Origin of the sequence: Micromonospora sp. NPDC049662, assembly GCF_040675055.1 — a bacterium.
Lineage (GTDB): Bacteria > Actinomycetota > Actinomycetes > Mycobacteriales > Micromonosporaceae > Micromonospora.
Window position 1 is genome coordinate 1 of record NZ_JBFAOC010000066.1, and the last position, 25,972, is coordinate 25,972.

Genomic DNA, 25,972 nt, shown 5'->3' on the forward strand with positions numbered 1-25,972 from the left:
TTGTGGGTGCTACATCTGTGGGGGGGGGGGGGGGGGGGGGGGGGGGGGGGGGGGGGGGGGGGGGGCGGGGGTGGGCCACCGGGGGGGGCGGGGGGGGCGGCCCCCCCCTTCGTCGTGCTGCTGGTGGATCACATGCTGGAGATGTCGCCCTGCTTCGCGCGGACGGCCTCGGCCGCCTCGAGGAGGCTCGCGCGCTCGTCGGCGTCCAGGTCGGTCTCGACGACCCGACGGACACCCTCGGCGCCGATTTCGGCCTCGACGCCCAGGTAGACGCCGGAGATGCCGTACTCGCCGTCGACCCAGGCGCAGACCGGCATGACGTCGCCGGAGTCCTCGGCCACGGCCTTCGCCATGCGGGCCGCGGCGGCGGACGGGGCGTAGTACGCCGAACCCGTCTTGAGCAGCGCGACGACCTCGGCCCCACCGTTGCGGGTCTTGACGACCAGCTCCTCGATCTGCTCGGCCGGCATCGCGTCGCGCAGCGGCTTGCCGTTGACGGTGCTCTGCGACGGCACCGGCACCATGGTGTCGCCGTGCGAGCCAAGGGTCAGGGTGCGTACGGACGCCACGGGCACGTTCAACGCCTCGGCGACGAAGTTGCTGAACCGCGCGGTGTCGAGCATGCCAGCCTGGCCGAGGACCCGGTTCTTGGGGAACTGGGTGGCGATCTGCGCCAGGGCGGTCATCTCGTCCAGCGGGTTGGAGACGACGATGACAACGGCGCTCGGGGCGTACTTGGCGACGTTCTCGGCGACCTGGCGGACGATCTTGGCGTTGGTCTCCAGGAGGTCCATCCGGCTCATGCCCGGCTTGCGGGGCAGACCGGCGGTGATGACGACGACGTCAGAGCCCTCGATGCCCTCGTAGCCCTCACCGTTCGGGCCGGTGGTCACGCCGACGACCTTGGTCTCGAAGCCCTCGATGGCCCGCGACTGGTTGAGGTCGAGCGCGAGGCCCGCGGGCTTGCCCTCCACGATGTCGGTGATCACTACGGTGTCGAAGACGTCGTACTCGGCCAGGCGCTGTGCGGTGGTGGAGCCGTAGAAACCAGCCCCGACGACAGTGACCTTCTTACCCATGGTCGTCCCACTCCCTGATACCAGTCGGTTTTCCGGACCGTATCAGCCATCCTGGCACCGATCGGGCCAGGGGCGGAGGGTTACCGCCTTGTCGGGTTAGGAAGGGCCCCTTTACATGCACCAGGCGTTAATAAGGTGCCCTTCCTTACACCTCAGCCGCGTTCGGCGCGCTCCACCACGTTGGTCAGCAACATGGCGCGGGTCATCGGGCCGACACCGCCGGGCATCGGGACGAGCGCGCCGGCCGTCTCGGCCACCTCCGGGTCGACATCCCCGGTGTAGCGGCCCTTGCCGTCCGGGCCGATAACCCGCGTGATGCCGACGTCCACGACCACCGCGCCGGGGTTGATCATGTCGGCGGTCAGCAGTCCGGGTACGCCGGCCGCGACGATGACGATGTCGGCGGCGCGGGTGTGCGAGGCGAGGTCGAGGGTGCCGGTGTGGCAGAGGGTCACGGTGGCGTTCTCGCTACGACGGGTGAGCAGCAGGCCGAGCGGGCGGCCGACGGTGTTGCCCCGGCCGACCACGGCCACGGTGGCGCCCCGTAGCGCCACGTCGTGGCGGCGGAGCAGCTCGACGATGCCACGCGGGGTGCAAGGCAGCGGACCGTCGTAGCCGAGGACCAGGCGACCCAGGTTGACCGGGTGCAGGCCGTCGGCGTCCTTGTCCGGGTCGATCAGCTCCAGCACCCGCTGGGTGTCCAGGTGGGCGGGCAGCGGCAGTTGGACGATGTAGCCGTGGCACGCCGGGTCGGCGTTCAGCTCGGCGATTACGTCGTCGACCTGCTGCTGGGTGGCGTCGGCCGGCAGCTCCCGGCGGATCGAGGCGATGCCCACCTCGGCGCAGTCGCGGTGCTTGCCGTTGACGTACGCCTGGCTTCCCGGGTCGGCCCCGACCAGGACCGTGCCCAGCCCGGGGATGATGCCGCGCTCCGCGAGCGCCTTCACCCGTGTCCGCAGCTCGTCCTTGATCTCCGCTGCGGTCGCCTTGCCGTCCAGAACCGTCGCCGTCACGACCAGATCGTCTCATGTCCGGCACCTGCCGTTCCCGGGACCTCGCTCCGGCCGACCGCCGAGGCCCCGATCACACACCCATCGGTAACGAAGAGTCACGTGCCGTTCATCACTATCAGTGACTGCCTGTGGAACTGGTCACCGTCGAAACGGGCGGCGGCGGTGCGCGTGGGCGACACCGGACGACTCGCCACGGAGCGCCGAATCCGTTTCACCAGAGCACGGAAGATCTCCGCTTCACCGGCGAATTCCCAGTTCATGGCCGCCTGTCCGGTCTGGGGTAGCACGCGCTAGGTCCGCACGCAAGCAGGTACGACTGGAACCGTTACCCGCCCGCGACCCAGCCGTTGTCGACAGGCGGTAAGCCGACCTACCGTTACCGCCTGTTGCGCAGCGTAAACCCAGCGTCGGGCATGACTGCGCAGCGTGAGGAGATGAGGAGGCTCAATGCGAGTTCGTAGACTCGCTGCCTGGACCGCCCTCCCGCTCGCGGTGACGCTGGGCCTCGCGGCCTGCGGCAGCGGCGGAGACGGCGGATCCGGTGGCAACGGCAGTTCGGCCGTCAGCATCCAGATCGGCGAGCCGAAGCACCTGGTTCCCACCAACACCACGGAGACGTCCGGCTCTCAGGTCATCGCCGGCCTGTTCAGCCCGCTCGTCGACTACGACGCCCAGAACAAGCCGTACGAGGTGGCTGCCCAGTCGATCACCTCGTCCGACAACAAGGTCTGGACGATCAAGCTCAAGGACGGCTACACCTTCCACAACGGTGAGAAGGTCACGTCCCAGAACTACATCAACGCGTGGAACTACGGCGCGTACGCCCCCAACGGCCAGGACACCAACCCCTTCTTCGAGAAGATCGCTGGTTACGCGGACCTGCAGGGCAAGGAGCCGAAGGCCAAGGAGATGTCCGGCCTGAAGAAGGTCGACGACCTCACCTTCACCGTGACGCTCTCCGACCCGTACATCGACTTCCGCACGACGCTGGGCTACAACGCGTTCTTCCCGATGCCGGACGCCGCGTTCTCGGCGCCGGGCGTGCTCAAGGACTCCTACGAGCAGGCTCCGATCGGGCAGGGCCCCTTCAAGATGAAGGGCACCTGGCAGCACGACAGCAAGATCGAGGTCGAGCGGTACGACGCGTTCCCGGGCGAGAAGCCCAAGGTCAAGAACGTGGAGTTCCGGATCTACCAGCAGCTCACCGCGGCGTACGCGGACGTCCTGGCGGACAACCTTGACGTGCTGCCGACGATCCCGACCGAGAGCCTGAGCACCGCGCCGACCGACCTGGGCGACCGGTACCAGACCAGCCCGATGTCGTCGTTCCAGTTCCTGGCGTTCCCGACGTTCGACAAGGACTACAGCAACCCGGACGTCCGCAAGGCCATCTCGATGGCGATCGACCGTGACGAGATCACCAAGTCGGTCTTCAAGGGCTCGCAGACGTCGGCGCGCTCCTTCGTCTCGCCGGTCCTGCCGGGCTACCGCGAGAACACCACCGGCACGGCGGGCGAGTTCAACCCGACCGAGGCCAAGAAGCTCTACCAGGCCGCCGGCGGTCCCGCGAAGATCGTCATCTCGTACAACGGCGACGGCGGTCACAAGGACTGGGTCGACGCCACGGTCAACCAGCTCAAGGCCAACCTGGGTGTGGACGCGGTCGGCGTGGCCGAGCCGAAGTTCGCCGACCTACTGACCAAGGTCGAGAAGAAGACGCCGGTGGGTGCCTTCCGGATGGGTTGGGTCATGGACTACCCGACCATGGAGGACTACCTCGGCCCGCTGTACAGCACGAACGGCTCGTCGAACTACTACGGCTACAGCAACAAGGATTTCGACAGGCTGGTCAAGGAGGGTGCCGCCGCCAAGACGCAGGACGAGGCGATCGCCAAGTACCAGCAGGCGGAGGACATCCTGGCCAAGGACATGCCGGTGATCCCGCTGCGCTTCGGCCAGAACGTGTTCGGCTACTCGTCCAAGGTCAAGAACGTGCAGATGGACCTGTTCCAGCGGGTCAACCTCGTCAAGATCGAAGCAGCCAACTGAGCTGAGCAGGGTGCGGGCCACCCGGGCGACGAAGCCCGGGTGGCCCGGTCTGCACCACCGGGGCCGGGCCGCAGCAGCGGACCCGGCGTCGGTGGCGCCGGCTCCCCCGGGCCGGACGGCACGTTCCGGATATTTCGGGTACGACCAGAGATGCCGTCCTGCGACCCTTTCGCACATTTCCGGAGAGACTGCTAAGCATGTTCCGCTACATCCTGCGGCGCCTACTGCAGATGGTCCTCGCCTTCTTCGGGACCACCCTGATCGTCTACGCGCTGACATTCGCCGGGCAGGGCGACCCGATCCAGGCGCTCGCCGGCGAACGGCCGGTGACGCCAGCGCAACGGGCCTACCTGACCGAGAAGTACCACCTCGACGCCACCGGCGTCGGCGGGTTCTTCTACCGCTACTTCGACTACGTCAAGAACCTGCTCCAGGGCAACCTGGGCGAGTCACTCACCGGTCGGAACATCGGTGACATCCTCCAGTCGGCCTGGCCGGTCACCGTGCGGCTCGCGCTCATCGCACTCGCCGTGGCGATCATCTTCGGCGTCACCGCCGGGGTGCTCGCCGGCATCCGCCGGGCCAGCATCTTCGACAACTCGACGCTCGTGCTGACCCTCCTGGTGCTCGGCATCCCGACGATCGTGCTGGCGCCCCTGGCGCAGTACCTGCTGGGCGTCAAGTGGCAGCTCTTCCCGCCCACCGCCGGCTCCGACCCGACCTTCTACGCGCTGCTGCTGCCGGGCATCGTGCTCGGCTCGCTCTCGCTGGCCACCGCCCTGCGACTCACCCGGGCCTCGGTGGCGGAGAACCTGCGCGCGGACTACGTCCGGACCGCTCGGTCCAAGGGCCTGGTCAAGCGGCGCATCGTCGTCGTCCACGTGCTGCGCAACTCACTGATCCCGGTGGTCACCTTCCTCGGTGTGGAACTGGGCAACCTGATGAGCGGCGCGATCATCACCGAGGGCGTCTTCAACATCCCCGGCGTCGGCTTCAACCTCTTCCGCGGCATCCGCACCGAGGACGGCCCCCTGGTGGTGGGCATCGTCAGCGTGCTGGTCGTGGTCTACCTGGTCTCGAACCTGGTGGTGGACGTCCTGTACGCCGTACTCGACCCGAGGATCCGCTATGAGTGAGCGCAGCGAGGTGCCGGCATGAGTGACTTTGAGACTGTCGCGGCCAGCGAGAACCAGGCCGCGCGGCGGGGCCCTTCGGGCGAACCGGGCGCACCCAACCAGGTGGGCGTTCCGCAGAAGCCCCGCAGCCTGGCCGGAGACGCCTGGCGGGACCTGCGCCGCAACCCGATCTTCTGGATCTCGCTGGCACTGGTCACCATCTTCACCCTGATGGCACTGCTCCCCGGGGTGTTCACCACGAACAATCCGAACGACTGCCTGCTCTCCCGACAGCACGCCGGGCCGTCCGGCGGAGCTATCTTCGGGTACGACTTCCAGGGCTGCGACACGTACTCCCGGGCGGTCTACGGCACCCGGGCCTCGCTGCTGGTCGGTGCGCTCGCCACCCTCGGCACCGGGATCATCGCGCTCGTGGTCGGCATGCTCGCCGGTTACTTCGGCCGCTGGGTCGACGCGGTGCTCTCCCGGGTGATCGACGTGGTGCTCGGTATCCCGCTGCTGCTGGCCGCGATCGTGCTGCTCAAGCGGGTGTCCAGCGACAGCCAGTGGGCCCGGATCGGCGCTGTCGTCTTCGTGCTGGCGCTCCTCGGATGGACCACCGCCGCCCGCGTGGTCCGTTCCTCGGTGATCACCGCCAAGGAACAGGACTACGTCGCGGCGGCCCGGATGCTCGGCGCCGGCAACAGCCGGATCATGTGGCGGCACATCCTGCCGAACTCGCTGGCTCCGGCCATCGTGGTGCTGACGATCGCGCTCGGCTCGTTCATCGCCGCCGAGGCGACGCTGTCCTTCCTCGGCATCGGCCTCAAGGCGCCGACCATCTCGTGGGGCCAGGACATCGACACCGGCCGGATCCACATGCGCGAGGCGGCCACCCCGCTCCTCGTTCCGTCGGCCTTCCTCGCGCTCACCGTCCTGGCGTTCATCATGCTCGGCGACGCGATCCGTGACGCCTTCGACCCGAAGCTGCGGTGATTCACTCATGACCGTCGAACCCACGCCCGCCTCCGCCACGCCCGAGGGCGGTCACCTGCTGGAGCTGCGGGACCTGCACGTCGAGTTCCGCACCAACGAGGGTGTGGCCCGGGTGATCAACGGCGTGTCGTACCACCTGGACGCCGGGGAGACCCTCGCCGTGCTCGGTGAGTCCGGCTCCGGCAAGTCGGTCACCGCCCAAGCGATCATGGGCATCCTGGACTCGCCGCCCGCGTTCGTCCGCTCCGGCCAGATCCTCTACCAGGGTCAGGACCTGCTCACCCGCTCCGAGGAGCAGCGTCGGCAGGTACGCGGCAAAGAGATCGCGATGATCTTCCAGGACGCGCTGTCCGCCCTCAACCCGGTGTTCCCCGTCGGCTGGCAGATCGGTGAGACGTTGCGCCAGCGCGCCGGGATGTCCCGGGGTGACGCCCGCCGTCGCGCGATCGAGCTGATGGACCTGGTCAAGATCCCCGGGGCCGCCAAGCGGGTCGGTGACTACCCGCACCAGTTCTCCGGCGGCATGCGGCAGCGCGTCATGATCGCGATGGCGTTGGCGCTGGACCCGAAGGTGCTCATCGCCGACGAGCCGACCACCGCGCTCGACGTCACCGTGCAGGCCCAGATCATGGACCTGCTCGCCGACCTGCGCCGGGACCTCAACATGGCGATGATCCTGATCACCCACGACCTGGGCGTGGTCGCCGGCGTCGCGGACCGGATCGCGGTCATGTACGCGGGCCGGATCGTCGAGCACGCCGACGTCCGCTCGCTCTACAAGGCGCCGGCCCACCCGTACACCAAGGGGTTGTTGGAATCGATCCCCCGCCTGGACGTCCGCGGCCAGGAACTGGCGACGATCAAGGGGTTGCCCCCGAACCTGATGCGCATCCCCTCCGGATGCCCCTTCCACCCCCGGTGCCCGTACGCACAGCAGGTCTGCGTGGACGTGGTGCCGCACGACCTGGTCCTCGGCGACGGCCGAACCAGCGCTTGCCACTTCGCGCAGGAGGTCCGTGATGACAGCGCCCGCTAGCTCCGCCAAGGTCCGGGGCGAGACGATCCTCTCCGTCGACAACCTGGTGAAGCACTTCCCGATCAGTCAGGGTGTGCTGTTCCAACGGCAGATCGGCGCCGTCAAGGCCGTCGACGGCGTGAGCTTCGAGCTGCGCCGGGGCGAGACGCTGGGCGTGGTCGGCGAGTCCGGGTGCGGCAAGTCCACCCTCGCCCGACTGCTCATGCGGCTGGAGACGCCCACCTCCGGAAGCGCCACCCTGGAGGGCAGGGACCTGTTCAAGGCCTCCGGGTCCGAACTGCGCCGGCTACGCCGGAACATGCAGATGGTCATGCAGGACCCGTACACGTCGTTGAACCCGCGGATGACGGTCGGCGACATCATCGGCGAGCCGTTCGAGATCCACCCGGACGCCGCGCCCAAGGGCAGCAAGGCCAAGCGGGTCCAGGAGCTGCTCGACCTGGTGGGGCTGAACCCGGAGCACATCAACCGGTACCCGCACCAGTTCTCCGGCGGTCAGCGGCAGCGCATCGGCATCGCCCGGGCGCTCGCGCTGCGGCCCGAGGTGATCGTCTGCGACGAGCCCGTCTCGGCGCTGGACGTCTCCATCCAGGCCCAGGTGATCAACCTGCTGGAGCAGCTCCAGGACGAGTTCGGGCTCTCGTACATCTTCATCGCCCACGACCTGTCCGTGGTGCGGCACATCGCCGACCGGGTCGCCGTCATGTACCTCGGGCGGATCGTCGAGATCGGCACCGAGGACGAGATCTACGAGCGGCCGACCCACCCGTACACCCAGGCCCTGCTCTCGGCCGTGCCGGTGCCGGACCCGGAGGTACGCGACCAGCGCAGCATGATCCGGCTGGTCGGCGACGTGCCGAGCCCGGCCGACCCGCCGAGCGGCTGCCACTTCCGGACCCGCTGCTGGAAGGCCCAGGAGATCTGCGCGATCGAGGACCCGCAGACCGTCCCAAGAGCGGCAGACCCCCACCCCTCCGCCTGCCACTTCGCCGAACTCCGCTCCCCCACCACAGCCTGACCCCGCCCCCACCCCCACCCCCCGCCCGCCCCCGCCCTTCCGCCCGCCCTCGTCGATCATGAAGTTGCGGTGGGCGAACCCTCCGCCGGCGCCCCTTTTGCGGGGCACCACAACTCCATGATCGACGCGGGCAGGGCGGGGTGGGGTGGGGCGGGGTGGGGTGGGTCAGTGGAAGAAGTGGCGGGTCTTCGTCAGGTACATCGTTACGTTGGCCTTCTTCGCCGCTTCGATTACCTCTTCGTCGCGGATGGAGCCGCCGGGCTGGACGATGGCGCGGACGCCCGCGTCGATGAGGATCTGCGGGCCGTCGGCGAACGGGAAGAACGCGTCCGAGGCGGCCACCGAGCCACGGGCCCGGTCGGCGCCGGCGCGGCTGACCGCGAGCTGCGCCGAGTCGACGCGGTTGACCTGACCCATGCCCACCCCGACGGTCGCGCCGTCCTTGGCGAGCAGGATCGCGTTGCTCTTCACCGCGCGGACCGCCCGCCAGGCGAACGCCAGGTCGCGCAGCAGCTCCTCGTCGGCGGGCTCACCGGTCGCCAACTGCCAGCTCGCCGGGTCGTCGCCGGGGGCGTCCACCCGGTCGGCGGCCTGGGTCAACACGCCGCCGGTCACCGACCGCCACTCGACGGCAGCCGGAGTCCACGCGGGCGCGCGCAGCAGCCGGATGTTCTTCTTGCCCTGCAACACCTCGACCGCGCCCTCGTCGAAGCCGGGGGCGACCACCACCTCGGTGAAGATGTCCGCGACCTGCCGGGCCATCTCGACCGAGACCGGCCGGTTGACGGCGATGACACCGCCGAACGCCGACACCGGGTCGCAGGCGTGCGCCCGGCGGTGCGCCTCGGCCACGTCCACGCCCACCGCGATGCCGCACGGGTTGGCGTGCTTGATGATCGCCACGGCCGGCTGGTCGGCGAAGTCGTTCGCGGCCCGCCAGGCGGCGTCCGCGTCCACGTAGTTGTTGTACGACATCTCCTTGCCGTGCAACTGCTCGGCCTGAGCCAGCCCTGCCGGGGCGTCCGGGTCGACGTAGAGAGCGGCCGGCTGGTGCGGGTTCTCGCCGTACCGCAGCACCGTCGACTTGCGCAGCGCCGAACCGGCGAACGCCGGCCAGGTGTCGTCGGCGGGAGCCAGCTCACGGGCACACCACTGGGCGACCGCCACGTCGTACTCGGCGATGTCGGCGAACGCGCGGGCCGCGAGCGCGCGACGCTGGGCCAGCGTGAAGCCGCCCTCGTCGAGCGCGCCGAGCAGCGCCGGGTAGCCGGCCGGGTCGGTGAGCACGGCGACCGAGGCGTGGTTCTTGGCGGCGGCGCGCACCATTGCCGGGCCGCCGATGTCGATCTGCTCCACGCACTCCTCGACGCCGGCCCCGGAGGCGACGGTCGCCTGGAACGGATAGAGGTTGGAGACCAGCAGGTCGAACGCGGCCACCCCCAGCTCGTCGAGCTGGGCCACGTGGGTGTCCTTGCGCAGGTCGGCGAGCAGGCCCGCGTGCACCTTCGGGTGCAGGGTCTTCACCCGGCCGTCGAGCACCTCGGGGAACCCGGTCACCGTCTCCACCGGCGTCACCGGCACCCCGGCGGCGGCGATGGTGCCCGCCGTGCTGCCGGTGGACACGATCTCCACACCGGCCGCGTGCAGGGCCTGGGCCAGCTCGACCAACCCGGTCTTGTCGTAGACGCTGACCAGCGCCCGCCGAATCGGGCGACGCCCGTCCTGAGTGGGACTCACGGAACCGTGACCTTCCTTCCGGTGATGGTCCAGCCTTCGCGGACCAGCCGACCGACCTGCTCGACGAGCTGGCGGCGCTCGGCTTCCTTGATGCGTTCGGTGAGGGTGTCCACGTCGTCGTCGTCCAGCACCGGCACTGCGACCTGCGCCACGATCGGCCCGGTGTCCATGCCGGCGTCGACGAAGAACAGCGTGGCCCCGGTGAGCTTCACGCCGTAGGCGAGAGCGTCGCGCGGGCCGTGGATGCCGGGAAACGCCGGCAGCAGGGTGTTGTGGGTATTCAGGTAGCGGTCGCCGAAGGCGGCGAGGAAGTGCGGGCCGACCAGCTTGAGGAACCCGGCGGAGATGACCAGGTCCGGTTGGTGCTTGGCGACGTGCGCGGTGAGCGCCCGGTCCCAGTCTTCCCGGCTGTCGTGATCCGGGACCCGCTCGACGAACGTCGGCACCCCGGCGGCCTCGGCCCGGTCCAGGCCCGCGATGCCGTCGCGGTCCGCGCCGACCGCCACCACCTGGGCGCCGTACGCGGGATCGACCGCGGCGTCCAGCAGGGCCTGGAGGTTGCTCCCGGAGCCGGAGACGAGGACGACGATGCGGGCGACGGACGCGGGCTCGGTCACCGCAACACCCTATCGGGCAGGTCACGAACGACCTTCGACCGGGCGGCGCGCCGATTCTGTGCCGGTGCGGACGAGCATCGAACCGGTACGCTGCCGGTCGCTCGGGCTGGACACCGCGCCGGCCCGCACCCCTGTCAGTAATCCGGCACGGCGAGCGTGCCGATCGAATGAGGAGCACCCCCATGCACCCCGGCGCCCACCCCCAGCAGCAGCCGCCGATCAACAACAACATGACGATGTCGATCGTCGCCATCTTCCTGTTCTGGCCCCTGGCCATCCCGGCGATCATCAACGCGTCGAAGGTCAACCCGCTGCTGCAGCAGGGTGACTACGCCGGTGCCCAGGCCGCCGCCGCGGAGTCGCGGAAGTGGTCGAAGTGGGCCCTCATCGTGGGCATCGCGTGGCTTGTCATCGTGTTGCTGTGCTGTGCGTTGGGCGGCCTGGGCGCGATCATGAGTGGGAACAGCAGCACCAACTGACGGATCCAACCAAGGAGTTCTCTCGAATGCAGCCCGGTAATCCCGGTCAGGACCCGTACGGCCAGCAGCCGAACGACCCGTACGGCCAGCAGCCGAACGACCCGACCGCACCCCAGCCGCCGCACGACCCGTACGCCCCGCCGCCGGCCGCCCCGTACGGCCAGCAGCCCACCTCGGGCCAGCCGTACGGCCAGCCCGCTCCGGGGCAGCCCTACGGCCAGCCGCCGCAGGACCCGTACGGCGCGCCGCAGGCCCCGTACGGGCAGCAGCCGCAGGCGCCCTACGGCGCTCCGACGTACCCGAACGCCGGGTACCCGCAGGCCCAGGGGCAGAACAACACCCTCGGTCTGGTGTCGATGATCCTCGGCATCGCGTCGATCCCGCTGGTCTGCTGCGTCTTCCTGGGTATCCCGGTGGGCATCGCCGCCGTGGTGACCGGCTACCTCGCCAAGCAGAAGGTCGCCCAGGGCCAGGCCAGCAACGCGGGCCAGGCCAAGGCCGGTCTGATCTGCGGCGCGGTCGGCGTCGGCCTGGGCATCCTGCTGCTCCTGCTGAACGTCATCGGGAGCTTCAGCCTGCCGACCGAGCCCTGATCGGCAACCCTCTCGTCGGGGCGCTCCGGATCTCCTCCGGGGCGCCCCGCGGCGTTCCCACCCTCGATCCCCCACGCGTTGATCATGAAGTTATCGCCCCGCACCTCGGCGTGTCGTGACAACAGCTTCCTGATCAACCGAAGGTCAGGGGGTGGGGCGGGGGGTGCGGGCCAGTACGCGGGTGGCGGCGGCGCCGAGTAGCGCGCCTACCGCGACGACGCCGGCCGCCACGGCGCCGACCTGCCAGGCCACCGGCCCGAGCTGCGCCAGCCGCCCCGATCCGAGTGGTCCGGCGGAGGCCGCGGCGGCGACGCCGAGCAGCACGCCGGCCACCGGGCCGGCCAACGCGGCCGGCGCCAGCAACTCCGCCCACCGTCGCGGGGCGCGCTCCGGCCCGGCGACGCGGGCAAGCCGGCGGGCGAGCAGCCAGCCGGCGACCATCCCGGCCAGCACCGGCACCGCGAGCAGCAGGGCGCCGAGGCCGTCCACCGGGCCGCGCGGCAGGCCGGCGAGCAGGGGTACGGCCGGCAGCGCGCCGACGGACACCTCGCTGGTACGCACCGCCGTGTCGACGCCGACCGCGAAGCCCGGCCCGAGCAGATAGCTCGTCGACCAGACCGCCGCGTTCGGCGCGTACGCCATGCTGACCAGGGTGATCCCGGCCTGCCCGGCCACGCCGGTCCGGTACGCGCCGATCATGTCCGCCGCGTCGCCGCCACCGGTGGCCACGGCCAGGCCGGCCGCGCCGGCCCCCGCGCCGAGCAGCAGGAGCGCGGCCACCAGGCCGGTGCGGACGCCGTCGCGCAGCGGGCCGGGTATCCGGGCGACGAGCAGCCGGGTCACGGCGGTGATCCGGATCGCGCCGACCAGCGCGCCGAGCGTGCCGACCACCGCGAACGTGGCCGCCGCCCGCACCGGGGACACCTGTGGACCGTGCGCGCCGATCAGCACCGCGGCGAGAGCGCCGAGCAGGGCGTACGCCAGACCGACCGCTCCGGCCGCGATCAGCGCCCGGCGCGGTGAGCGGCTGTCGCGGGCGCCGATCGCGCGGCTCACGTGCACGCCGGCCCGGGTGAGTCGCCACAGCGCGAGCACGGTCAGCGCCAGCGGGGCGAGCCCGAACGGGCCCGCCTCGGTGTGCAGCGGGACGCCGTGCCCCACGAGCCAACCGGCCAACGCGGTGCGCAGGGTGCCGCCCAGCGTGGTGGAGTCCGCGCCCAACTGGACCAGGCCGAGCACGATGGCCACCGGCAGGTACGAGGTGAGGGCGGCCCCGCCGGCGGCCACCCCGGCGGCGACGGGCAACGGCGCCCGTCCGCGCGGCGACCCACCGGCGCGGGGCGCGGGCACCCGTCGGCGCGGCGGGGCGCGGTCGACCGGCCGGTCGTCGGCGCGTACGCCGCCGGCACGGCTGGGACGGTCAGGGGTGACGGGGGACATCCGCTCTACTCTGGCACGTCGCGCGGGCTGTGGCAGTCCGTTAACGCGCCCTCAGCGGCGGCGAGTTGGGCGAACCGGGTTCCGGACGGCCCGCGCGGGTCTAGCCTCGGCCCAGAGGGGGGTGGCCGTCGCCGCCATCGGGTCTCATCCGCCGGTCGCGGCCCGGGTCCGCCCGCCGCCCACGACCGACCGGAGGTAGTCGTGACGACCGCATACCCGCCGCCACCGCCGGCCCGGGGCCGGGACCGCACCACGCTCTGGGGCGTGCTGGGCATCGTCCTCGGCCTGATCTGTTGCGGCATCCTCGGCATCATCTTCGGTTACCTGTCACTGCGGGACGCGCGGCGTAACGGCCAGTCCCCGGTGCTCGGCTACCTCGCCATCGCGTTCGGCGTGATCAACATCATCGGCGGGTCGATCCTGCGTCTCACCGGCAACTACCCGTTCTGGAACAACGACTGAGCCGGCGGTACGACGAAGGGGCCGACCGGTTCCGGTCGACCCCTTCGCTGTTGCCCTGCCGGCTCAGTTGCCGGACATGATCTCCCGCATCAGCTTCGCGGTCTCGGTCGGCGTCTTGCCGACCTTCACCCCGACGGCCTCGAGCGCCGCCTGCTTCGCCTCGGCGGTGCCGGCCGAGCCGGAGATGATCGCGCCGGCGTGGCCCATGGTCTTGCCGGGGGGCGCGGTGAATCCGGCGATGTAGCCCACCACCGGCTTGGTGACGTTGGCCTTGATGAACTCGGCGGCCCGCTCCTCGGCGTCGCCGCCGATCTCACCGATCATCACGATGGCGTCGGTCTCCGGGTCGGCCTCGAACGCCTTGAGGGCGTCGATGTGCGTGGTGCCGATGATCGGGTCGCCACCGATGCCGACGCAGGTGGAGAAGCCGATGTCGCGCAGCTCGTACATCATCTGGTAGGTCAGCGTGCCGCTCTTGCTGACCAGGCCGATCCGGCCGGAGCCGGTGATGTCGGCCGGGATGATGCCGGCGTTGGACGCGCCCGGGGAGGCGATCCCCGGGCAGTTCGGCCCGATGATTCGGGTGCGCTCGCCCTGGGCGAGGTTGTACGCCCAGAACGCGGCGGTGTCGTGCACCGGCACGCCCTCGGTGATCACCACGGCCAGCGGAATCGCGGCGTCGATCGCCTCGACCACGGCGGCCTTGGTGAACTGCGGCGGCACGAAGATGACGGTGACGTCGGCACCGGTCTCGGCCATGGCGTCCGCCACGGACGCGAACACCGGCAGCTCGGTGCCGTCGAAGTCGACCTTCTGGCCCGCCTTGCGCGGGTTGACGCCGCCCACCACGTTGGTGCCGGCGGCGAGCATCCGCCGGGTGTGCTTGGAGCCCTCGGAGCCGGTCATCCCCTGGACGATGACCTTCGATTCCTTGGTCAGCCAGATAGCCATGATCAGACCCCCGCAGCTGCCAGCTCAGCGGCCCGCTCGGCCGCACCGTCCATGGTGTCCACCCGCTGCACGAGCGGGTTGTTCGCGCCGTCCAGGATCGCCCGGCCAGCCTCGGCGTTGTTGCCGTCGAGACGGACGACGAGCGGCTTGGTGACCTGCTCGCCACGCTGCTCGAGCAGGGCCAGCGCCTGGATGATGCCGTTGGCGACCTCGTCGCAGGCGGTGATGCCGCCGAAGACGTTGACGAAGACGCTCTTCACGGCCGGGTCGGAGAGCACGATCTCCAGCCCGTTCGCCATCACCGCGGCGCTCGCGCCACCGCCGATGTCGAGGAAGTTGGCCGGCTTGACGTTGCCGTGCCGCTCACCGGCGTACGCGACCACGTCGAGGGTCGACATGACCAGGCCCGCGCCGTTGCCGATGATGCCGACCTCGCCGTCGAGCTTGACGTAGTTGAGGTCCTTGGCCTTGGCGGCCTGCTCCAGCGGGTCCACGCTGGCCTGGTCGACCAGGGCCTCGTGGTCCGGGTGCCGGAACGCGGCGTTCTCGTCCAGGGTGATCTTGGCGTCGAGCAGCAGCAGCCGCCCGTCGCCGTTCTTGGCGAGAGGGTTCACCTCGACCAGGGTGGCGTCCTCGGCGACGAACGCCTGCCACAGGCCGACGGCCACCTCGACGACCTGGTCGGCGACCTCGGCCGGGAAGCCGGCCGCGGTGACGATCTCCCGCGCCTTGGCCTCGTCGACACCGGTGTTGGCGTCGATCGGCGCCTTCACCACGCGGTCCGGGGTCTCGGCGGCGACCTGCTCGATGTCCATACCGCCGGCCACGCTGGCGATGCAGAGGAAGGTGCGGTTCGCCCGGTCGAGCAGGTACGAGAAGTAGTACTCCTCGGCCACGTCCGCCGTCACGGTGATCATGACCTTGTGGACGGTGTGACCCTTGATGTCCATGCCCAGGATGTCGGTGGCCCTGGCCACCGCCTCATCCGGGCCCTCGGCGAGCTTGACGCCACCGGCCTTGCCTCGGCCGCCGACCTTCACCTGCGCCTTGACGACCACTCGACCGCCGAGGCGTTCGGCGATCGCGCGGGCCTCTTCCGGGGTCGTGGCAACGCCGCCGGCCAGCACGGGCAAGCCGTGCCGCTCGAACAGGTCCCGCCCCTGGTACTCGTACAGGTCCACGATTGCGCGTCCCGTCCCGTCTCCGCGGCGCGCCGTCGCGCCGCCACCAGCGTTCAGAAAACAGTTTGACGCCTGTCATCAGTTGAAACAGGCCATTGGCCGCAGCCTAGCGAGGTGGGCACGGCCGGCAACCGAGCGGGTGCGCGGTGTGCCGTAATGCACAGAGGCGGTCGGGACACGACCCGTTCCGACCAGGCCAGGGTCGGTGTCAGCCGTCCGGGCGATGTTGGCAGGGGTGCGTAACCCGGCCGTGGGGTCGTCGTTGAGTCAGGTGTCGGAGCGCTGCACAGCGCGATGACGGGAGACGGCCGATGCCCTGTCGGTCGAGGGGTGGCGGCGGGGCATCGTGCATAGAGGGGCCGGACGTGTGAGGGGTGCGTCCGGCCCCTCCCCCGTGCCCGGATACCGCGCCGCCGCTCAGGAGACCGGCTGCGCCACGTTCTCGCGGACCCACTCGACGATCGCCTGGGTGGTGGCGCCCGGCGTGAAGATCTTCGCGACGCCCAGCTTCTCCAACTCCGGGATGTCGTCGTTCGGGATGATGCCGCCACCGAAGACGACGATGTCCCGCGCGTCGCGCTCGGTGAGCAACTCCAGCACCCGACGGAACAGCGTCATGTGCGCGCCGGAGAGCACGGAGAGTCCGACCGCGTCGGCGTCCTCCTGGATGGCCGTCTCCACGATCTGCTCGGGCGTCTGGTGCAGGCCGGTGTAGACGACCTCCATCCCGGCGTCCCGCAGGGCGCGGGCGACGACCTTCGCGCCGCGGTCGTGGCCGTCCAGACCTGGCTTCGCGACGACGACCCGAATTCGAGAGCTCATCAGCGCACACCTTTCACCGGCTCCACGGCCTTCACCTGAACGAACGGTAACCCGCCCGGCCGGGGCCGGGAAATCCGGGCTGGAAACACGTCCGTCATCCCGGCGACCACGGACGCGCCCGGCGGCAAGCGCCCTCGCCCGGCCGTGGCGTCAAGCCGGACGACTCCGCCGGATCGGTCACGCTCGGCGACGAACGGGTGGTTACGGGGGCACCGTTCGACGGCACGATGCATGACAATCACGGACGCAAACGGACAAGTCGACACGCCAATTCAGCGGTCTGGCTTGTGACTCGCCTGGTGGTTGGCTAACGTGTCCACGGTTGTCATCAGGTCCATGGACGGGTGACGACGCGGTCGGCAGACGTTCATCCGAGCTTCACGGACGTCCACCGGTCGCCTCGGAACCCCGACAACGGAGGGTGTGCGTGCGCCAGCGCCTGTCGTCTGAGCCCGATCGATATCGCGGCCGCCGCCGCGTACCCACCCCCCCGCGTAGCCGTTACGCGGCGGTCGTCACCACCGCGTTCGTCGGCGCGGGCATCGTCGCGCTGGGCGCGTCGGCCCTGCCGGACGCCAAGGACGTCAGCCCGTCGGTGCTCGACGAGCTCAAGCAGGCGTCGGTCACCAGCCAGGACGCCGCAGCCCGCGCGGACAACGCCGAGCGCGCCTCCCGGGACAGCCGCGGCAAGGAAGCGGCCGAGCCCGAGGTCTGGATGCTGCCGCTGCAGGGCTACGACTTCAACTCGCCATACGGGATGCGGTGGGGCAAGCTGCACACCGGTGTCGACCTGGTCGTCCCCGAGGGCACGCCCTACGTGGCCGTCCACGACGGGCTGGTCACCAAGGCCGGCTGGTTCGGCGGCTACGGCTACGCCGTGATCGTGCAGCACGCCGACGGCAGCGAGGCCATCTACGGCCACTCCTCCGCGCTCAGCGTCAAGGAGGGCCAGCAGGTCAAGGCGGGCGACCAGCTCGGCCTGGTGGGCCAGACCGGTCACGCCTACGGCACCCACCTGCACCTCGAACTCCATGTCAAGGGCGCACCGATCGACCCCGTTCCGTACCTGCAGGAGCGCGGAGTGGACATCAAGCTGCAAGTCGAGGCAATCTACAGCGATGTAGCCGCGTCCTGACGCTGGGTACTGACCGTTGACCGCCCGGATCTGTCGATCCGGGCGGTTCTGCGTGCGCTGATGTTCCCTGGGTCACAGCGTCGACTGTGGCCCAGCACACGGGCCGCATGATCACTTATCCGGACGGAACGCCTCAGGACGCCGCATAACGGGCCGTCCCGGCTGCGGCCGGCGGGCCGGGCGTCCGGTCCCGGCCATCGCCCGACTCGGCCCGGCACCAGTATTTCGAGGTCAAGTGCCCCTCGACTGTGAAGGTCCGCCGTGCCGGAAGACAGCCCCGTCCAGAACGAGAACACCCCCGACACCACCGGTGAGCAGCCTCGGCGTGCCCGCCGGCGGAACCGCCTCATCGTGCTCGGCGCGGCCAGCCTGGTCGCCCTCGGCCTGGGCGGGGTCGCCGTCGCCACCACCGGACCCGACCGGCCCGCGCCCACCGCCGTCTCGCTCGACGCGCAGTCCCGGGCCGAGGCCGCCAGCCGGGCCGACCGTTCGGCCCGCGAGGCGAGCCCGCCCGCCTCCCCGTCGGCCAGCCCGACCACGAGCCCCTCGGCCGTCGCCGCCAGCCCGTTGCCCACGAAGACGGCCACCGCCAAGCCGAAGCCGAAGCCGAAGAAGACCACCAAGCCGACGGCCGCCTGGGTCGACCCGATGCCCGGGGCCGCGGTCACCTCCTGCTACGGCGAGCGCTGGGGCACCCTGCACGCCGGGATCGACCTGGCGCTGCCCTCGGGCACCCCCATCCGCGCCGCGGCGGCCGGCACTGTCACCCAGGCCGGCGACGCCGCCGACGGGTACGGGAACTCCGTCTTCATCGACCACGGCAACGGCTACCTGACCCACTACGCCCACCAGAGCCGCATCGCGGTCACCGTCGGCCAGAAGGTCAAAGCCGGCCAGGTGATCGGTTACGAGGGCGCCACCGGCGACGCCACCGGCCCACACCTGCACTTCGAGGTGCACCAGGGCATGTGGAACCAGATCGACCCGGCCCCGTTCATGCGCGCCCGAGGCGTGGACCTGGGCTGCTGACCCCGTACCTGCGCCGATCTTGCACTTTCTGTGGCGACAAAAAGGGCATGAGCCCCGATGTCGACGACCGAAAGTGCAAGATCGGCGCGGGTTAGAGCTTGTCGACCGGGGCGTGGCGCAGGACCAGCCACATGATCTGGTCGCCGAAGTCGATCTGCGCGCGGGCACCCGGGCCGTGGCCCTCGACGGCCAGCACCCGGCCCAGGCCGTAGCGCTGGTGGTTGACCCGGTCGCCGGCCGCCACCTTCGGCCCCTGCGGCAGCTCGCTGGCCGTGGTCAGGCGACTGCCGTCCACGCCGAGCCGCTGGGCGAGCTGAGCCGCCTTGGGCGTACCCCCGGTGAAGGTGCCGCGCCCGCCGGGCGCGCGGTCCGCGCGGCCACCGACGCCGCCGCCCCCGCCAGCCCACGAGGTGTACGACCCCTCGGTGCGCTCCCAGCGCACCAGCTCCGGCGGCAGCTCCTCCAGGAAGCGTGACGGGGGGTTGTAGGACGGCTGCCCCCACGCCGAACGGGTGACCGCACGGGACAGGTAGAGCCGCTGTCGGGCACGGGTGATCCCCACGTACGCCAGTCGGCGCTCCTCCTCCAACTCGCGGGTGTCGCCCAGCGAGCGCAGGTGCGGGAAGACGCCGTCCTCCAGGCCGGTCAGGAAGACCACCGGAAACTCGAGGCCCTTGGCGGTGTGCAACGTCATCAGGGTGACGACGCCCTGGTGGTCGGGGTCGTCGGAGGGGATCTGGTCGGCGTCGGCCACCAGCGCGACCTGCTCCAGGAACCCGGCCAGGGTGGCCCGCTCCCCGTCCTCGCCCAGGGCCTCGATCCGCTCGGTGTACTCCCGGGCGACGCTGACCAACTCCTGGAGGTTGTCCACCCGACCGGCGTCCTGCGGGTCGAGGCTCTCCTCCAGCTCGGTGAGGTAGCCCGAGCGGGTCAGCAGGGCCTCCAGCACCTCCTCCGGGGTGCCGGTCTCGGCCAGCTCCCGTGCGCCGTCGAGCAGCGCCACGAAGTCGGCGATGCCGTTGGCCGCCCGGGTGGAGATGCCGGGCGCCTCACGGGCCCGGCGCAGCGCCGCGCCGAACGAGATCCGGTCGCGGCTGGACAGCGCCTCGACGCACGCCTCCGCACGGTCGCCGATGCCCCGGCGTGGGGTGTTCAGCACCCGCCGCAGGCTCACGGTGTCGTCGTCGTTGACCACCGAGCGCAGGTACGCCAGCGCGTCGCGGACCTCCTTGCGCTCGTAGAAGCGCACCCCGCCGACCACCTTGTACGGCAGGCCGGCGCGGATGAACACCTCCTCGAAGACGCGGGACTGGGCGTTGGTGCGGTAGAAGACGGCGACGTCACCGGGGCGGGTCTCGTCGGCGTCGACGAGTCGGTCGATCTCCCGGCCCACCCAGTCGGCCTCGGAGTGCTCGGTGTCCGCCACGTACCCGACGATCCGCTCGCCGTCGCCGGCCTCGCTCCACAGCCGCTTCGGCTTGCGGGACGTGTTGCGGTCGATCACCGCGTTGGCCGCGTTGAGGATGGTCTGCGTGGAGCGGTAGTTCTGTTCCAGCAGGATCGTCCGCGCGTCGCTGAAGTCCCGTTCGAACTCCAGGATGTTGCGGATCGTCGCGCCCCGGAACGCGTAGATCGACTGGTCGGCGTCACCGACCACGCACAGCTCGGCCGGGTCCAGCCCGTCGGTGCCGGAGACCAGCTCCTTGATCAGGACGTACTGGGCGTGGTTGGTGTCCTGGTATTCGTCGACGAGCACGTGCCGGAACCGCCGCCGATAGCTCTCGGCCACGTGCGGGTGGGACTGGAGCAGGTGCACCGTCGTCATGATCAGGTCGTCGAAGTCCAGCGCGTGCGCCTCGCGCAGCCGGCGCTGGTAGAGCGTGTACGCCTCGGCGAGCGCCCGCTCGTTGGGCCCGCTGGCCCGCGCGGCGAACTGCTCCGGGTCGACCAGCTCGTTCTTGAGGTTGGAGACCTGGGCGGCCAGCCCACGCGCCGGGTAGCGCTTCGGGTCGAGATCCAACTCCCGGGTGACCAACTGCATCAGGCGGCGGGAGTCATCCGCGTCGTAGATCGAGAACGTCGATTTGAGGCCGGCGTGCTCGTGCTCGGCGCGCAGGATGCGGACGCACGCGGAGTGGAACGTCGACACCCACATCAGCCGGGCCCGGGGACCGACCAGCGCGGCGACGCGCTCCTTCATCTCGCCCGCCGCCTTGTTGGTGAACGTGATGGCGATGATCTCGCCGGGGTGGACGTCCCGTGCGGCGAGCAGGTAGGCGATCCGGTGGGTGAGCACCCGGGTCTTGCCGGAGCCCGCGCCGGCCACGATCAGCAGCGGCGAACCGGCGTGGCTGACCGCGTCGCGCTGCGGCCCGTTCAACCCGTCGAGCAGTTGCCGCGGATCGAGGCGGGCGGCGGCCGGCCCAGGCCGGTGCGGACGGGCCGGCGCGGACTCCGGCGCGGGCGGGGACGCGGGGATGTCGAAGAGAGGATGCATCGCGCGCCAAGTCTATGCCGCCAGCCGGACACTTCCCGACCGGTGCGGGGCCCGTCCGCCAGCCGGGCCCTGCGTCACGAACCGCGTCGAATCCTTGCGCGCCGGCCATCCGCGTGGGCATACTCGACGGCGTGATCGGAGCGCGCTACTACTTTTACTACGGCACCGGGAGTCCGGCTGCCGTAGGTCGCGCCTGATCGATCAGACCTGCGAAAAGCCCCGGGCTCCTGGAGTCCGGGGCTTTTTCGTCCCGGGTTGCGGGCACGGGGCACCAGAGCGCGAGAGGTACCCGATGATGACAGACGTGGTGGAGCAGAACGGCGGCCCGGCACGGCCGGACCCGGCACAGGCCCCGGTCGACGGGAGCGTGCCGGAGGCGGGCCCTCCGACGGAGTCCGGCGAACCGGCCGACGCGCGGACCGGCACGGTGGAGCCGACCGCCGCCGCGCGGATCGTGCAGATCAGGGAGCGGATCGACGAGATCGACCACGCCTTGATCACGCTCTGGCAGGAGCGGGCCGCGCTGTCGCGGGAGGTCGGCGCGACCCGGATGGCCTCCGGCGGCACCCGGCTGGTGCTCTCCCGGGAACGGGACATCCTGGAACGCTTCCGGCTCGCGCTCGGCGCCGACGGTACGCAACTGGCGCTGTTGCTGCTGCGAGCGGGCCGCGGGCCGCTCTGAGGCGCTCAGCGGGCCGGGAAAGACAGAACCGCCTGCCGTCGTCGTGGTGACGTCGGCAGGCGGTTCCGGTGGATCACGCCTCGTGGGTGGCGACGATCTCGCGCCGCTCCGCGAAGTGGCAGGCGCTCGGGTGGTCCGAGTCGCGGCGGATCTCCAGCAGCGGGACCTGCTCGGCGCAGACATCCTGCGCCTTCCAGCAGCGGGTCCGGAACCGGCAGCCCGAGGGCGGGCTGATCGGCGACGGCACGTCACCCGTGAGCCGGATGATCGTCTTGTTGTTCCGCTGGGTCGGGTCCGGCACCGGCACCGCCGAGAGCAGCGCCTGGGTGTACGGGTGGGTCGGCCGCTCGTAGATCTCGTCCTCGGTGCCGATCTCGACGATCTTGCCGAGGTACATCACCGCCACGCGGTCCGACAGGTGGCGGACCACCGACAGGTCGTGGGCGATGAAGATGTACGACAGGCCCAGCTCACCCTGCAGCTTCTCCAGCAGGTTCATCACCTGGGCCTGGATGGAGACGTCCAGCGCCGAGACGGGCTCGTCGCAGACGATCACCTCGGGCCGCAGCGCGAGCGCCCGGGCGATGCCGATGCGCTGCCGCTGACCGCCGGAGAACTGGTGCGGGTACCGGTTGATGTGCTCCGGGTTCAGACCGACCAGGTCGAGCAGCTCGCGGACCTTGGCCCGGCGGCTGCCCCGGGGCGCCACCTCCGGGTGGATCTCGAACGGCTCACCGATCAGGTCGCCGACCGTCATCCGCGGGTTCAGCGAGGTGTACGGGTCCTGCATGACCAGCTGGATCTGCCGACGCAGCCGGCGCAGCGCCCCACCGGAGAGCTTGGAGATGTCCTGGCCCTTGTAGACCACGCTGCCTGCGGTCGGCTTCTCCAGGTTCATCAGAACCCGGGCGAGGGTCGACTTGCCGCAGCCGGACTCGCCGACGACACCGAGCGTCTCGCCGGCCCGCAGACCGAACGAGACCCCGTCGACGGCCTTGACCTGACCGACGGTCTTCTTGAACACCACACCCTGGGTGACGGGGTAGTGCTTGACCAGGTCACGGACCTCGAGGATGTTCTCAGACACGGTTCACCAGCTCCTCGGCGAAGTGGCAGGCGCTGGCCCGGGCGTGGCCCACCTGAAGCAGCGGGGGGACCTTCTCCCGGCACACCGGCTGAGCCATGGGGCAGCGCGGGTTGAACGGGCAGCCCGGCGGGATGTTCATCAGGTTCGGCGGGAGGCCCTTGATCGTCCGGAGCTGCTGCCCCTTCTCGTCGAGACGCGGGATCGAGTCGATCAGACCCATCGTGTACGGGTGCGCCGGCTTGGCGTACAGGTCGTACACGTCGGCTTCCTCGACGATGCGGCCCGCGTACATGACGGCGATCCGGTCCGCGACGTCGGCGACCACGCCGAGGTCGTGGGTGATCAGGATCATGCCCATCTGCCGCTCACGCTGAAGCTCCGCGAGCAGGTCCATGATCTGGGCCTGCACGGTCACGTCGAGCGCGGTGGTCGGCTCGTCGGCGATCAGCACCTCGGGGTCGAGCGCCAGCGACATCGCGATCATCGCGCGCTGCCGCATACCACCGGAGAACTGGTGCGGATAGTTGTTGAACCGGCCCTTAGCGTTCGGGATCTTGACCTGGTCGAGCATTTCGATCGCGCGCTTCTTGGCGTCGGCGCGACCCATGCCCCGCCGGACCCGGAACTGCTCGGCGATCTGGAACCCGACGGTGAAGACCGGGTTCAGGGCGGAGAGCGCGTCCTGGAAGATCATCGCGATGCCCTCGCCGCGGATGCGGCGGCGCTCCTCGCCGGACATGCGGAGCATGTCCTTGCCGTGGAAGCGGACCTGCCCACCGGTGACGAAACCCGGGGGCGTGTCGAGGATGCCCATGATGGTCTGCGCCGTGACGCTCTTGCCGGAGCCGGACTCGCCGAGCACGGCGAGGGTCTCCCCCGCGTCGACGTGGTACGTGACCCCGTTGATGACCTTTGCGACGCCGTCCCGGGTACGGAACTCCACCCGCAGGTCGTCGACCTCGAGCAGCCGGCCGGAGGGACGCCCGGACCCGCCGGATCCCGGCGCGGACTGCTCGGACACGAGAATGTCGGACACTGGATCTCCCCTAGCGGAGTTTCGGATCGAGGGCCTCGCGGACCGCCTCGCCGAGCATCACGAAGCTCAGCACCGCGGCGACGAGGAAGGCGGCGGGGAAGAACACCAGCCCCGGCGCGACCCGGATGAAATCCTTGCCCTCGCTGATCATGATGCCCCAGGACACCACCGGCGACTTCAGGCCGACGCCCAGGAACGAGAGGGTGGCCTCGGCGCCGATGAACGAGCCGACCATGATCGTGCCGTAGACCAGCAGCGGGGCCAGACAGTTCGGCAGCAGGTGCTTGAGGATGATCCGACCGCTACCGGCACCCAGCGCGCGGGCCGCGACGATGTAGTCGGCCTCCCGGGTGGCGAGCACCGAGGAGCGCATCAGCCGCATCACGACCGGCCAGCTCAGCACGATCAGCGAGACGGTCACCAGGCCCATGATCTCGGCCTTGCTGTTGCTGGTGCCCGAGCCGTTGAACGTGGTCAGGATGACGATCGCGCCGAGCACGAACGGAACCCCGAAGAACACGTCGGCGATCCGGCTGAGCAGCGTGTCGACCCAACCACCGAGGTAGCCGGAGATGATGCCCATGGTCCCACCAACCAGCAGGGTGCCGACCACGGAGAGCACGGCGACCACGACGGAGGCGCGGGCACCGTAGATGACCCGGGCGTAGACGTCCCGGCCCTGTAGGTCGTACCCGAACCAGGCGTTCCCGGACGCCTTGTTGAGGCTGCGCGACAGGGAGCCGTTGACCGCGTCGCCCGGGGCGAACAGCGACGGGAAGGCCGCCATCAACAGGAAGATGACGATGAACGTCGCCGAGATCCAGAACAGCGGCTTGCGGCGCAGGTCGCGCCAGGCGTCACCGAGCAGACCGCGCGGCTTCTCGTTGCTCTGGGGCCCCGGGGCGGCCGGGGTGTCCGTCGCCTGCGGGGTGGGGGTGCTGACGATCGATGCGGTGCTTGGGTCACTCATAACGGATCCTCGGGTCCAGGGCGGCGTAGAGCAGGTCGACCAACAGGTTCATCAACAGATAGACGACCACCAGTACGACCACGATGCCGACCACCGTAGCGCTCTCCTTGGTGATGATCGCGCGGTAGACCTCGCGGCCGATTCCGTTGATGCCGAAGATGCCCTCGGTGACGATCGCGCCGCCCATCAGCGCGCCAAGGTCGGTGCCGAGCAGGGTGACCACCGGAATGAGCGAGTTGCGCAGCAGGTGCACACCCACGACCCGGCGCATCGGCAGGCCCTTGGCGATGGCGGTGCGCACGTAGTCCGCTCGGCGGTTCTCCGCGATGCTCGTGCGGGCCACCCGGGCGATGTACGCCACCGACGCGCTACCGAGCACGAAGCCCGGGACGATCAGTTCGGACAGCCGCATCTCCGACGAGACGGTCGGCTTGACGAGGCCCCACTGCACGCCCAGCAGCCACTGCAGCACGAAGCCGACGACGAACACCGGCAGCGCGAGCAGGAAGAGGGTCGAGACCAGGACCAGGTTGTCCAGGAAGCCGTTGCGGCGCAGACCGGTCAGGATGCCGGCGCCGAGGCCGACGATGGCCTCGATGGCGAGCGCGACCAGGGCCAGCTTCAGCGTGTTGGGGTACGCCGTGGCGATGATGTCGCCGATTTCGCGCTGCGAGAACGTCTGCCCGAAGTCGCCCTGAAGGAGGTTCTTCATGTAGTTGCCGTACTGCACGAAGACGTTCTGGTCCAGGTGGTACTTCTCGGTCATGTACGCGATGTACTGATCCGGGCAGCGGCGCTCGCCGCACTTGCCGGCGAACGGGTCGCCCGGGACCGACCAGACGAGCCAGTAGATCAGGAAAGTCGAGCCGATGAAGACCGGCACGAGTTGGAGCAGCCGTCTCAACAGATAACGGCCCATGGGGTGGTCCTCCAGACAGGGGGCGCGTC

The 25,972-nt window shown here is 70.3% G+C and carries 25 protein-coding genes; 11 read left to right on the top strand and 14 right to left on the bottom strand.

Going from position 1 to position 25,972, the window contains the following annotated elements; translation table 11 throughout:
- Window positions 1–128: 128 nt before the first annotated feature.
- The 3 genes from AB0J36_RS29905 to AB0J36_RS29915 all read right to left on the bottom strand — a co-directional run bounded on the left by AB0J36_RS29905 (window position 129) and on the right by AB0J36_RS29915 (window position 2,352).
- Window positions 129–1,079: a malate dehydrogenase gene (locus AB0J36_RS29905; protein ID WP_357399210.1), complete on the bottom strand. Its 951-nt coding sequence runs from the start codon at window positions 1,077–1,079 to the stop codon at window positions 129–131.
- Between the two features lie 152 nt (window positions 1,080–1,231).
- Window positions 1,232–2,092: a bifunctional methylenetetrahydrofolate dehydrogenase/methenyltetrahydrofolate cyclohydrolase gene (locus AB0J36_RS29910; RefSeq protein WP_357126212.1), complete on the bottom strand. Its 861-nt coding sequence runs from the start codon at window positions 2,090–2,092 to the stop codon at window positions 1,232–1,234.
- 95 nt (window positions 2,093–2,187) lie between these two features.
- A complete protein-coding gene (locus tag AB0J36_RS29915; protein ID WP_357126215.1) occupies window positions 2,188–2,352 on the bottom strand; it encodes a hypothetical protein in 165 nt (54 codons plus the stop codon).
- Between the two features lie 187 nt (window positions 2,353–2,539).
- Between AB0J36_RS29915 and AB0J36_RS29920 the strand changes: the two genes are divergently transcribed.
- From AB0J36_RS29920 to AB0J36_RS29940, 5 genes are all read left to right on the top strand, one after another.
- A complete protein-coding gene (locus AB0J36_RS29920) occupies window positions 2,540–4,141 on the top strand; it encodes an ABC transporter substrate-binding protein (protein WP_357126218.1) in 1,602 nt (533 codons plus the stop codon).
- A gap of 197 nt (window positions 4,142–4,338) precedes the next feature.
- Window positions 4,339–5,277: an ABC transporter permease gene (locus AB0J36_RS29925; protein WP_355050654.1), complete on the top strand. Its 939-nt coding sequence runs from the start codon at window positions 4,339–4,341 to the stop codon at window positions 5,275–5,277.
- An 18-nt stretch (window positions 5,278–5,295) separates the two neighbouring features.
- Window positions 5,296–6,252, top strand: coding sequence for an ABC transporter permease (locus AB0J36_RS29930; RefSeq protein WP_357174473.1), 957 nt, complete (start codon window positions 5,296–5,298; stop codon window positions 6,250–6,252).
- A 7-nt stretch (window positions 6,253–6,259) separates the two neighbouring features.
- Window positions 6,260–7,288 (top strand): ABC transporter ATP-binding protein, encoded by a 1,029-nt coding sequence (locus tag AB0J36_RS29935; protein ID WP_357126224.1) that lies wholly within the window; start codon window positions 6,260–6,262, stop codon window positions 7,286–7,288.
- Window positions 7,272–8,306 carry a dipeptide ABC transporter ATP-binding protein gene (locus AB0J36_RS29940; protein ID WP_357126227.1) on the top strand — a complete coding sequence of 345 codons (1,035 nt, stop codon included), beginning with the start codon at window positions 7,272–7,274 and terminating at the stop codon, window positions 8,304–8,306. The genes AB0J36_RS29935 and AB0J36_RS29940 overlap by 17 nt, the downstream gene beginning before the upstream one ends.
- Before the next feature lie 165 nt (window positions 8,307–8,471).
- Here AB0J36_RS29940 and purH read toward each other — a convergent pair whose 3' ends face one another.
- Together purH and purN are read right to left on the bottom strand one after the other, a co-directional pair.
- Window positions 8,472–10,043: a bifunctional phosphoribosylaminoimidazolecarboxamide formyltransferase/IMP cyclohydrolase gene (purH, locus tag AB0J36_RS29945; protein ID WP_357126230.1), complete on the bottom strand. Its 1,572-nt coding sequence runs from the start codon at window positions 10,041–10,043 to the stop codon at window positions 8,472–8,474.
- Window positions 10,040–10,660, bottom strand: coding sequence for a phosphoribosylglycinamide formyltransferase (gene purN / locus AB0J36_RS29950; RefSeq protein WP_355050659.1), 621 nt, complete (start codon window positions 10,658–10,660; stop codon window positions 10,040–10,042). The genes purH and purN overlap by 4 nt, the downstream gene beginning before the upstream one ends.
- 182 nt (window positions 10,661–10,842) lie before the next feature.
- Between purN and AB0J36_RS29955 the strand changes: the two genes are divergently transcribed.
- Together AB0J36_RS29955 and AB0J36_RS29960 are read left to right on the top strand one after the other, a co-directional pair.
- Window positions 10,843–11,139: a CD225/dispanin family protein gene (locus AB0J36_RS29955; protein ID WP_363661426.1), complete on the top strand. Its 297-nt coding sequence runs from the start codon at window positions 10,843–10,845 to the stop codon at window positions 11,137–11,139.
- Window positions 11,140–11,165: 26 nt separating this feature from the next.
- Entirely contained in the window at window positions 11,166–11,732 is a 567-nt protein-coding gene (locus tag AB0J36_RS29960) for a DUF4190 domain-containing protein (protein WP_357126234.1), read from the top strand.
- 144 nt (window positions 11,733–11,876) lie between these two features.
- Here AB0J36_RS29960 and AB0J36_RS29965 read toward each other — a convergent pair whose 3' ends face one another.
- A complete protein-coding gene (locus AB0J36_RS29965) occupies window positions 11,877–13,172 on the bottom strand; it encodes a DUF6350 family protein (RefSeq protein WP_357126237.1) in 1,296 nt (431 codons plus the stop codon).
- Between the two features lie 201 nt (window positions 13,173–13,373).
- Here AB0J36_RS29965 and AB0J36_RS29970 point away from each other — a divergent pair, with 201 nt between their 5' ends.
- The gene (locus AB0J36_RS29970) at window positions 13,374–13,634 is read left to right on the top strand and encodes a DUF4190 domain-containing protein (RefSeq protein ID WP_357174470.1); all 261 of its coding nucleotides are present in this window, start codon (window positions 13,374–13,376) and stop codon (window positions 13,632–13,634) included.
- A 63-nt stretch (window positions 13,635–13,697) separates the two neighbouring features.
- On the opposite strand, the gene sucD is transcribed toward AB0J36_RS29970, so the two are convergent.
- The 3 genes from sucD to AB0J36_RS29985 all read right to left on the bottom strand — a co-directional run bounded on the left by sucD (window position 13,698) and on the right by AB0J36_RS29985 (window position 16,588).
- Window positions 13,698–14,585, bottom strand: a complete 888-nt coding sequence (gene sucD, locus AB0J36_RS29975) for a succinate--CoA ligase subunit alpha (RefSeq protein WP_357126243.1) — start codon at window positions 14,583–14,585, stop codon at window positions 13,698–13,700.
- A 2-nt stretch (window positions 14,586–14,587) separates the two neighbouring features.
- Window positions 14,588–15,766 (bottom strand): ADP-forming succinate--CoA ligase subunit beta, encoded by a 1,179-nt coding sequence (gene sucC, locus AB0J36_RS29980; RefSeq protein ID WP_355050665.1) that lies wholly within the window; start codon window positions 15,764–15,766, stop codon window positions 14,588–14,590.
- 417 nt (window positions 15,767–16,183) lie between these two features.
- Window positions 16,184–16,588 (bottom strand): cobalamin B12-binding domain-containing protein, encoded by a 405-nt coding sequence (locus AB0J36_RS29985; protein WP_357126249.1) that lies wholly within the window; start codon window positions 16,586–16,588, stop codon window positions 16,184–16,186.
- A 427-nt stretch (window positions 16,589–17,015) separates the two neighbouring features.
- Between AB0J36_RS29985 and AB0J36_RS29990 the strand changes: the two genes are divergently transcribed.
- Complete coding sequence (locus tag AB0J36_RS29990; RefSeq protein ID WP_357126252.1) at window positions 17,016–17,723, top strand: M23 family metallopeptidase; 708 nt, start codon at window positions 17,016–17,018, stop codon at window positions 17,721–17,723.
- Window positions 17,724–17,984: 261 nt separating this feature from the next.
- Entirely contained in the window at window positions 17,985–18,752 is a 768-nt protein-coding gene (locus AB0J36_RS29995; RefSeq protein ID WP_363661427.1) for a M23 family metallopeptidase, read from the top strand.
- A gap of 91 nt (window positions 18,753–18,843) precedes the next feature.
- On the opposite strand, the gene pcrA is transcribed toward AB0J36_RS29995, so the two are convergent.
- Window positions 18,844–21,249, bottom strand: a complete 2,406-nt coding sequence (gene pcrA, locus AB0J36_RS30000) for a DNA helicase PcrA (protein ID WP_363661428.1) — start codon at window positions 21,247–21,249, stop codon at window positions 18,844–18,846.
- A 292-nt stretch (window positions 21,250–21,541) separates the two neighbouring features.
- Here pcrA and AB0J36_RS30005 point away from each other — a divergent pair, with 292 nt between their 5' ends.
- Window positions 21,542–21,931 carry a chorismate mutase gene (locus AB0J36_RS30005; RefSeq protein WP_363661429.1) on the top strand — a complete coding sequence of 130 codons (390 nt, stop codon included), beginning with the start codon at window positions 21,542–21,544 and terminating at the stop codon, window positions 21,929–21,931.
- A 73-nt stretch (window positions 21,932–22,004) separates the two neighbouring features.
- Here the strand turns inward: AB0J36_RS30005 and AB0J36_RS30010 are convergent, their stop codons facing one another.
- From AB0J36_RS30010 to AB0J36_RS30025, 4 genes are read right to left on the bottom strand one after another with little or no spacing between them, the layout of a single operon-like run.
- A complete protein-coding gene (locus tag AB0J36_RS30010) occupies window positions 22,005–23,018 on the bottom strand; it encodes a dipeptide ABC transporter ATP-binding protein (protein WP_355050671.1) in 1,014 nt (337 codons plus the stop codon).
- Window positions 23,011–24,039, bottom strand: coding sequence for an ABC transporter ATP-binding protein (locus AB0J36_RS30015; RefSeq protein WP_357126580.1), 1,029 nt, complete (start codon window positions 24,037–24,039; stop codon window positions 23,011–23,013). The genes AB0J36_RS30010 and AB0J36_RS30015 overlap by 8 nt, the downstream gene beginning before the upstream one ends.
- Window positions 24,040–24,064: 25 nt before the next feature.
- Entirely contained in the window at window positions 24,065–25,024 is a 960-nt protein-coding gene (locus AB0J36_RS30020; RefSeq protein WP_357126262.1) for an ABC transporter permease, read from the bottom strand.
- Complete coding sequence (locus AB0J36_RS30025; protein WP_357126265.1) at window positions 25,017–25,943, bottom strand: ABC transporter permease; 927 nt, start codon at window positions 25,941–25,943, stop codon at window positions 25,017–25,019. Before AB0J36_RS30025 ends, AB0J36_RS30020 begins: the two co-directional genes overlap by 8 nt.
- Window positions 25,944–25,972: the final 29 nt, after the last annotated feature.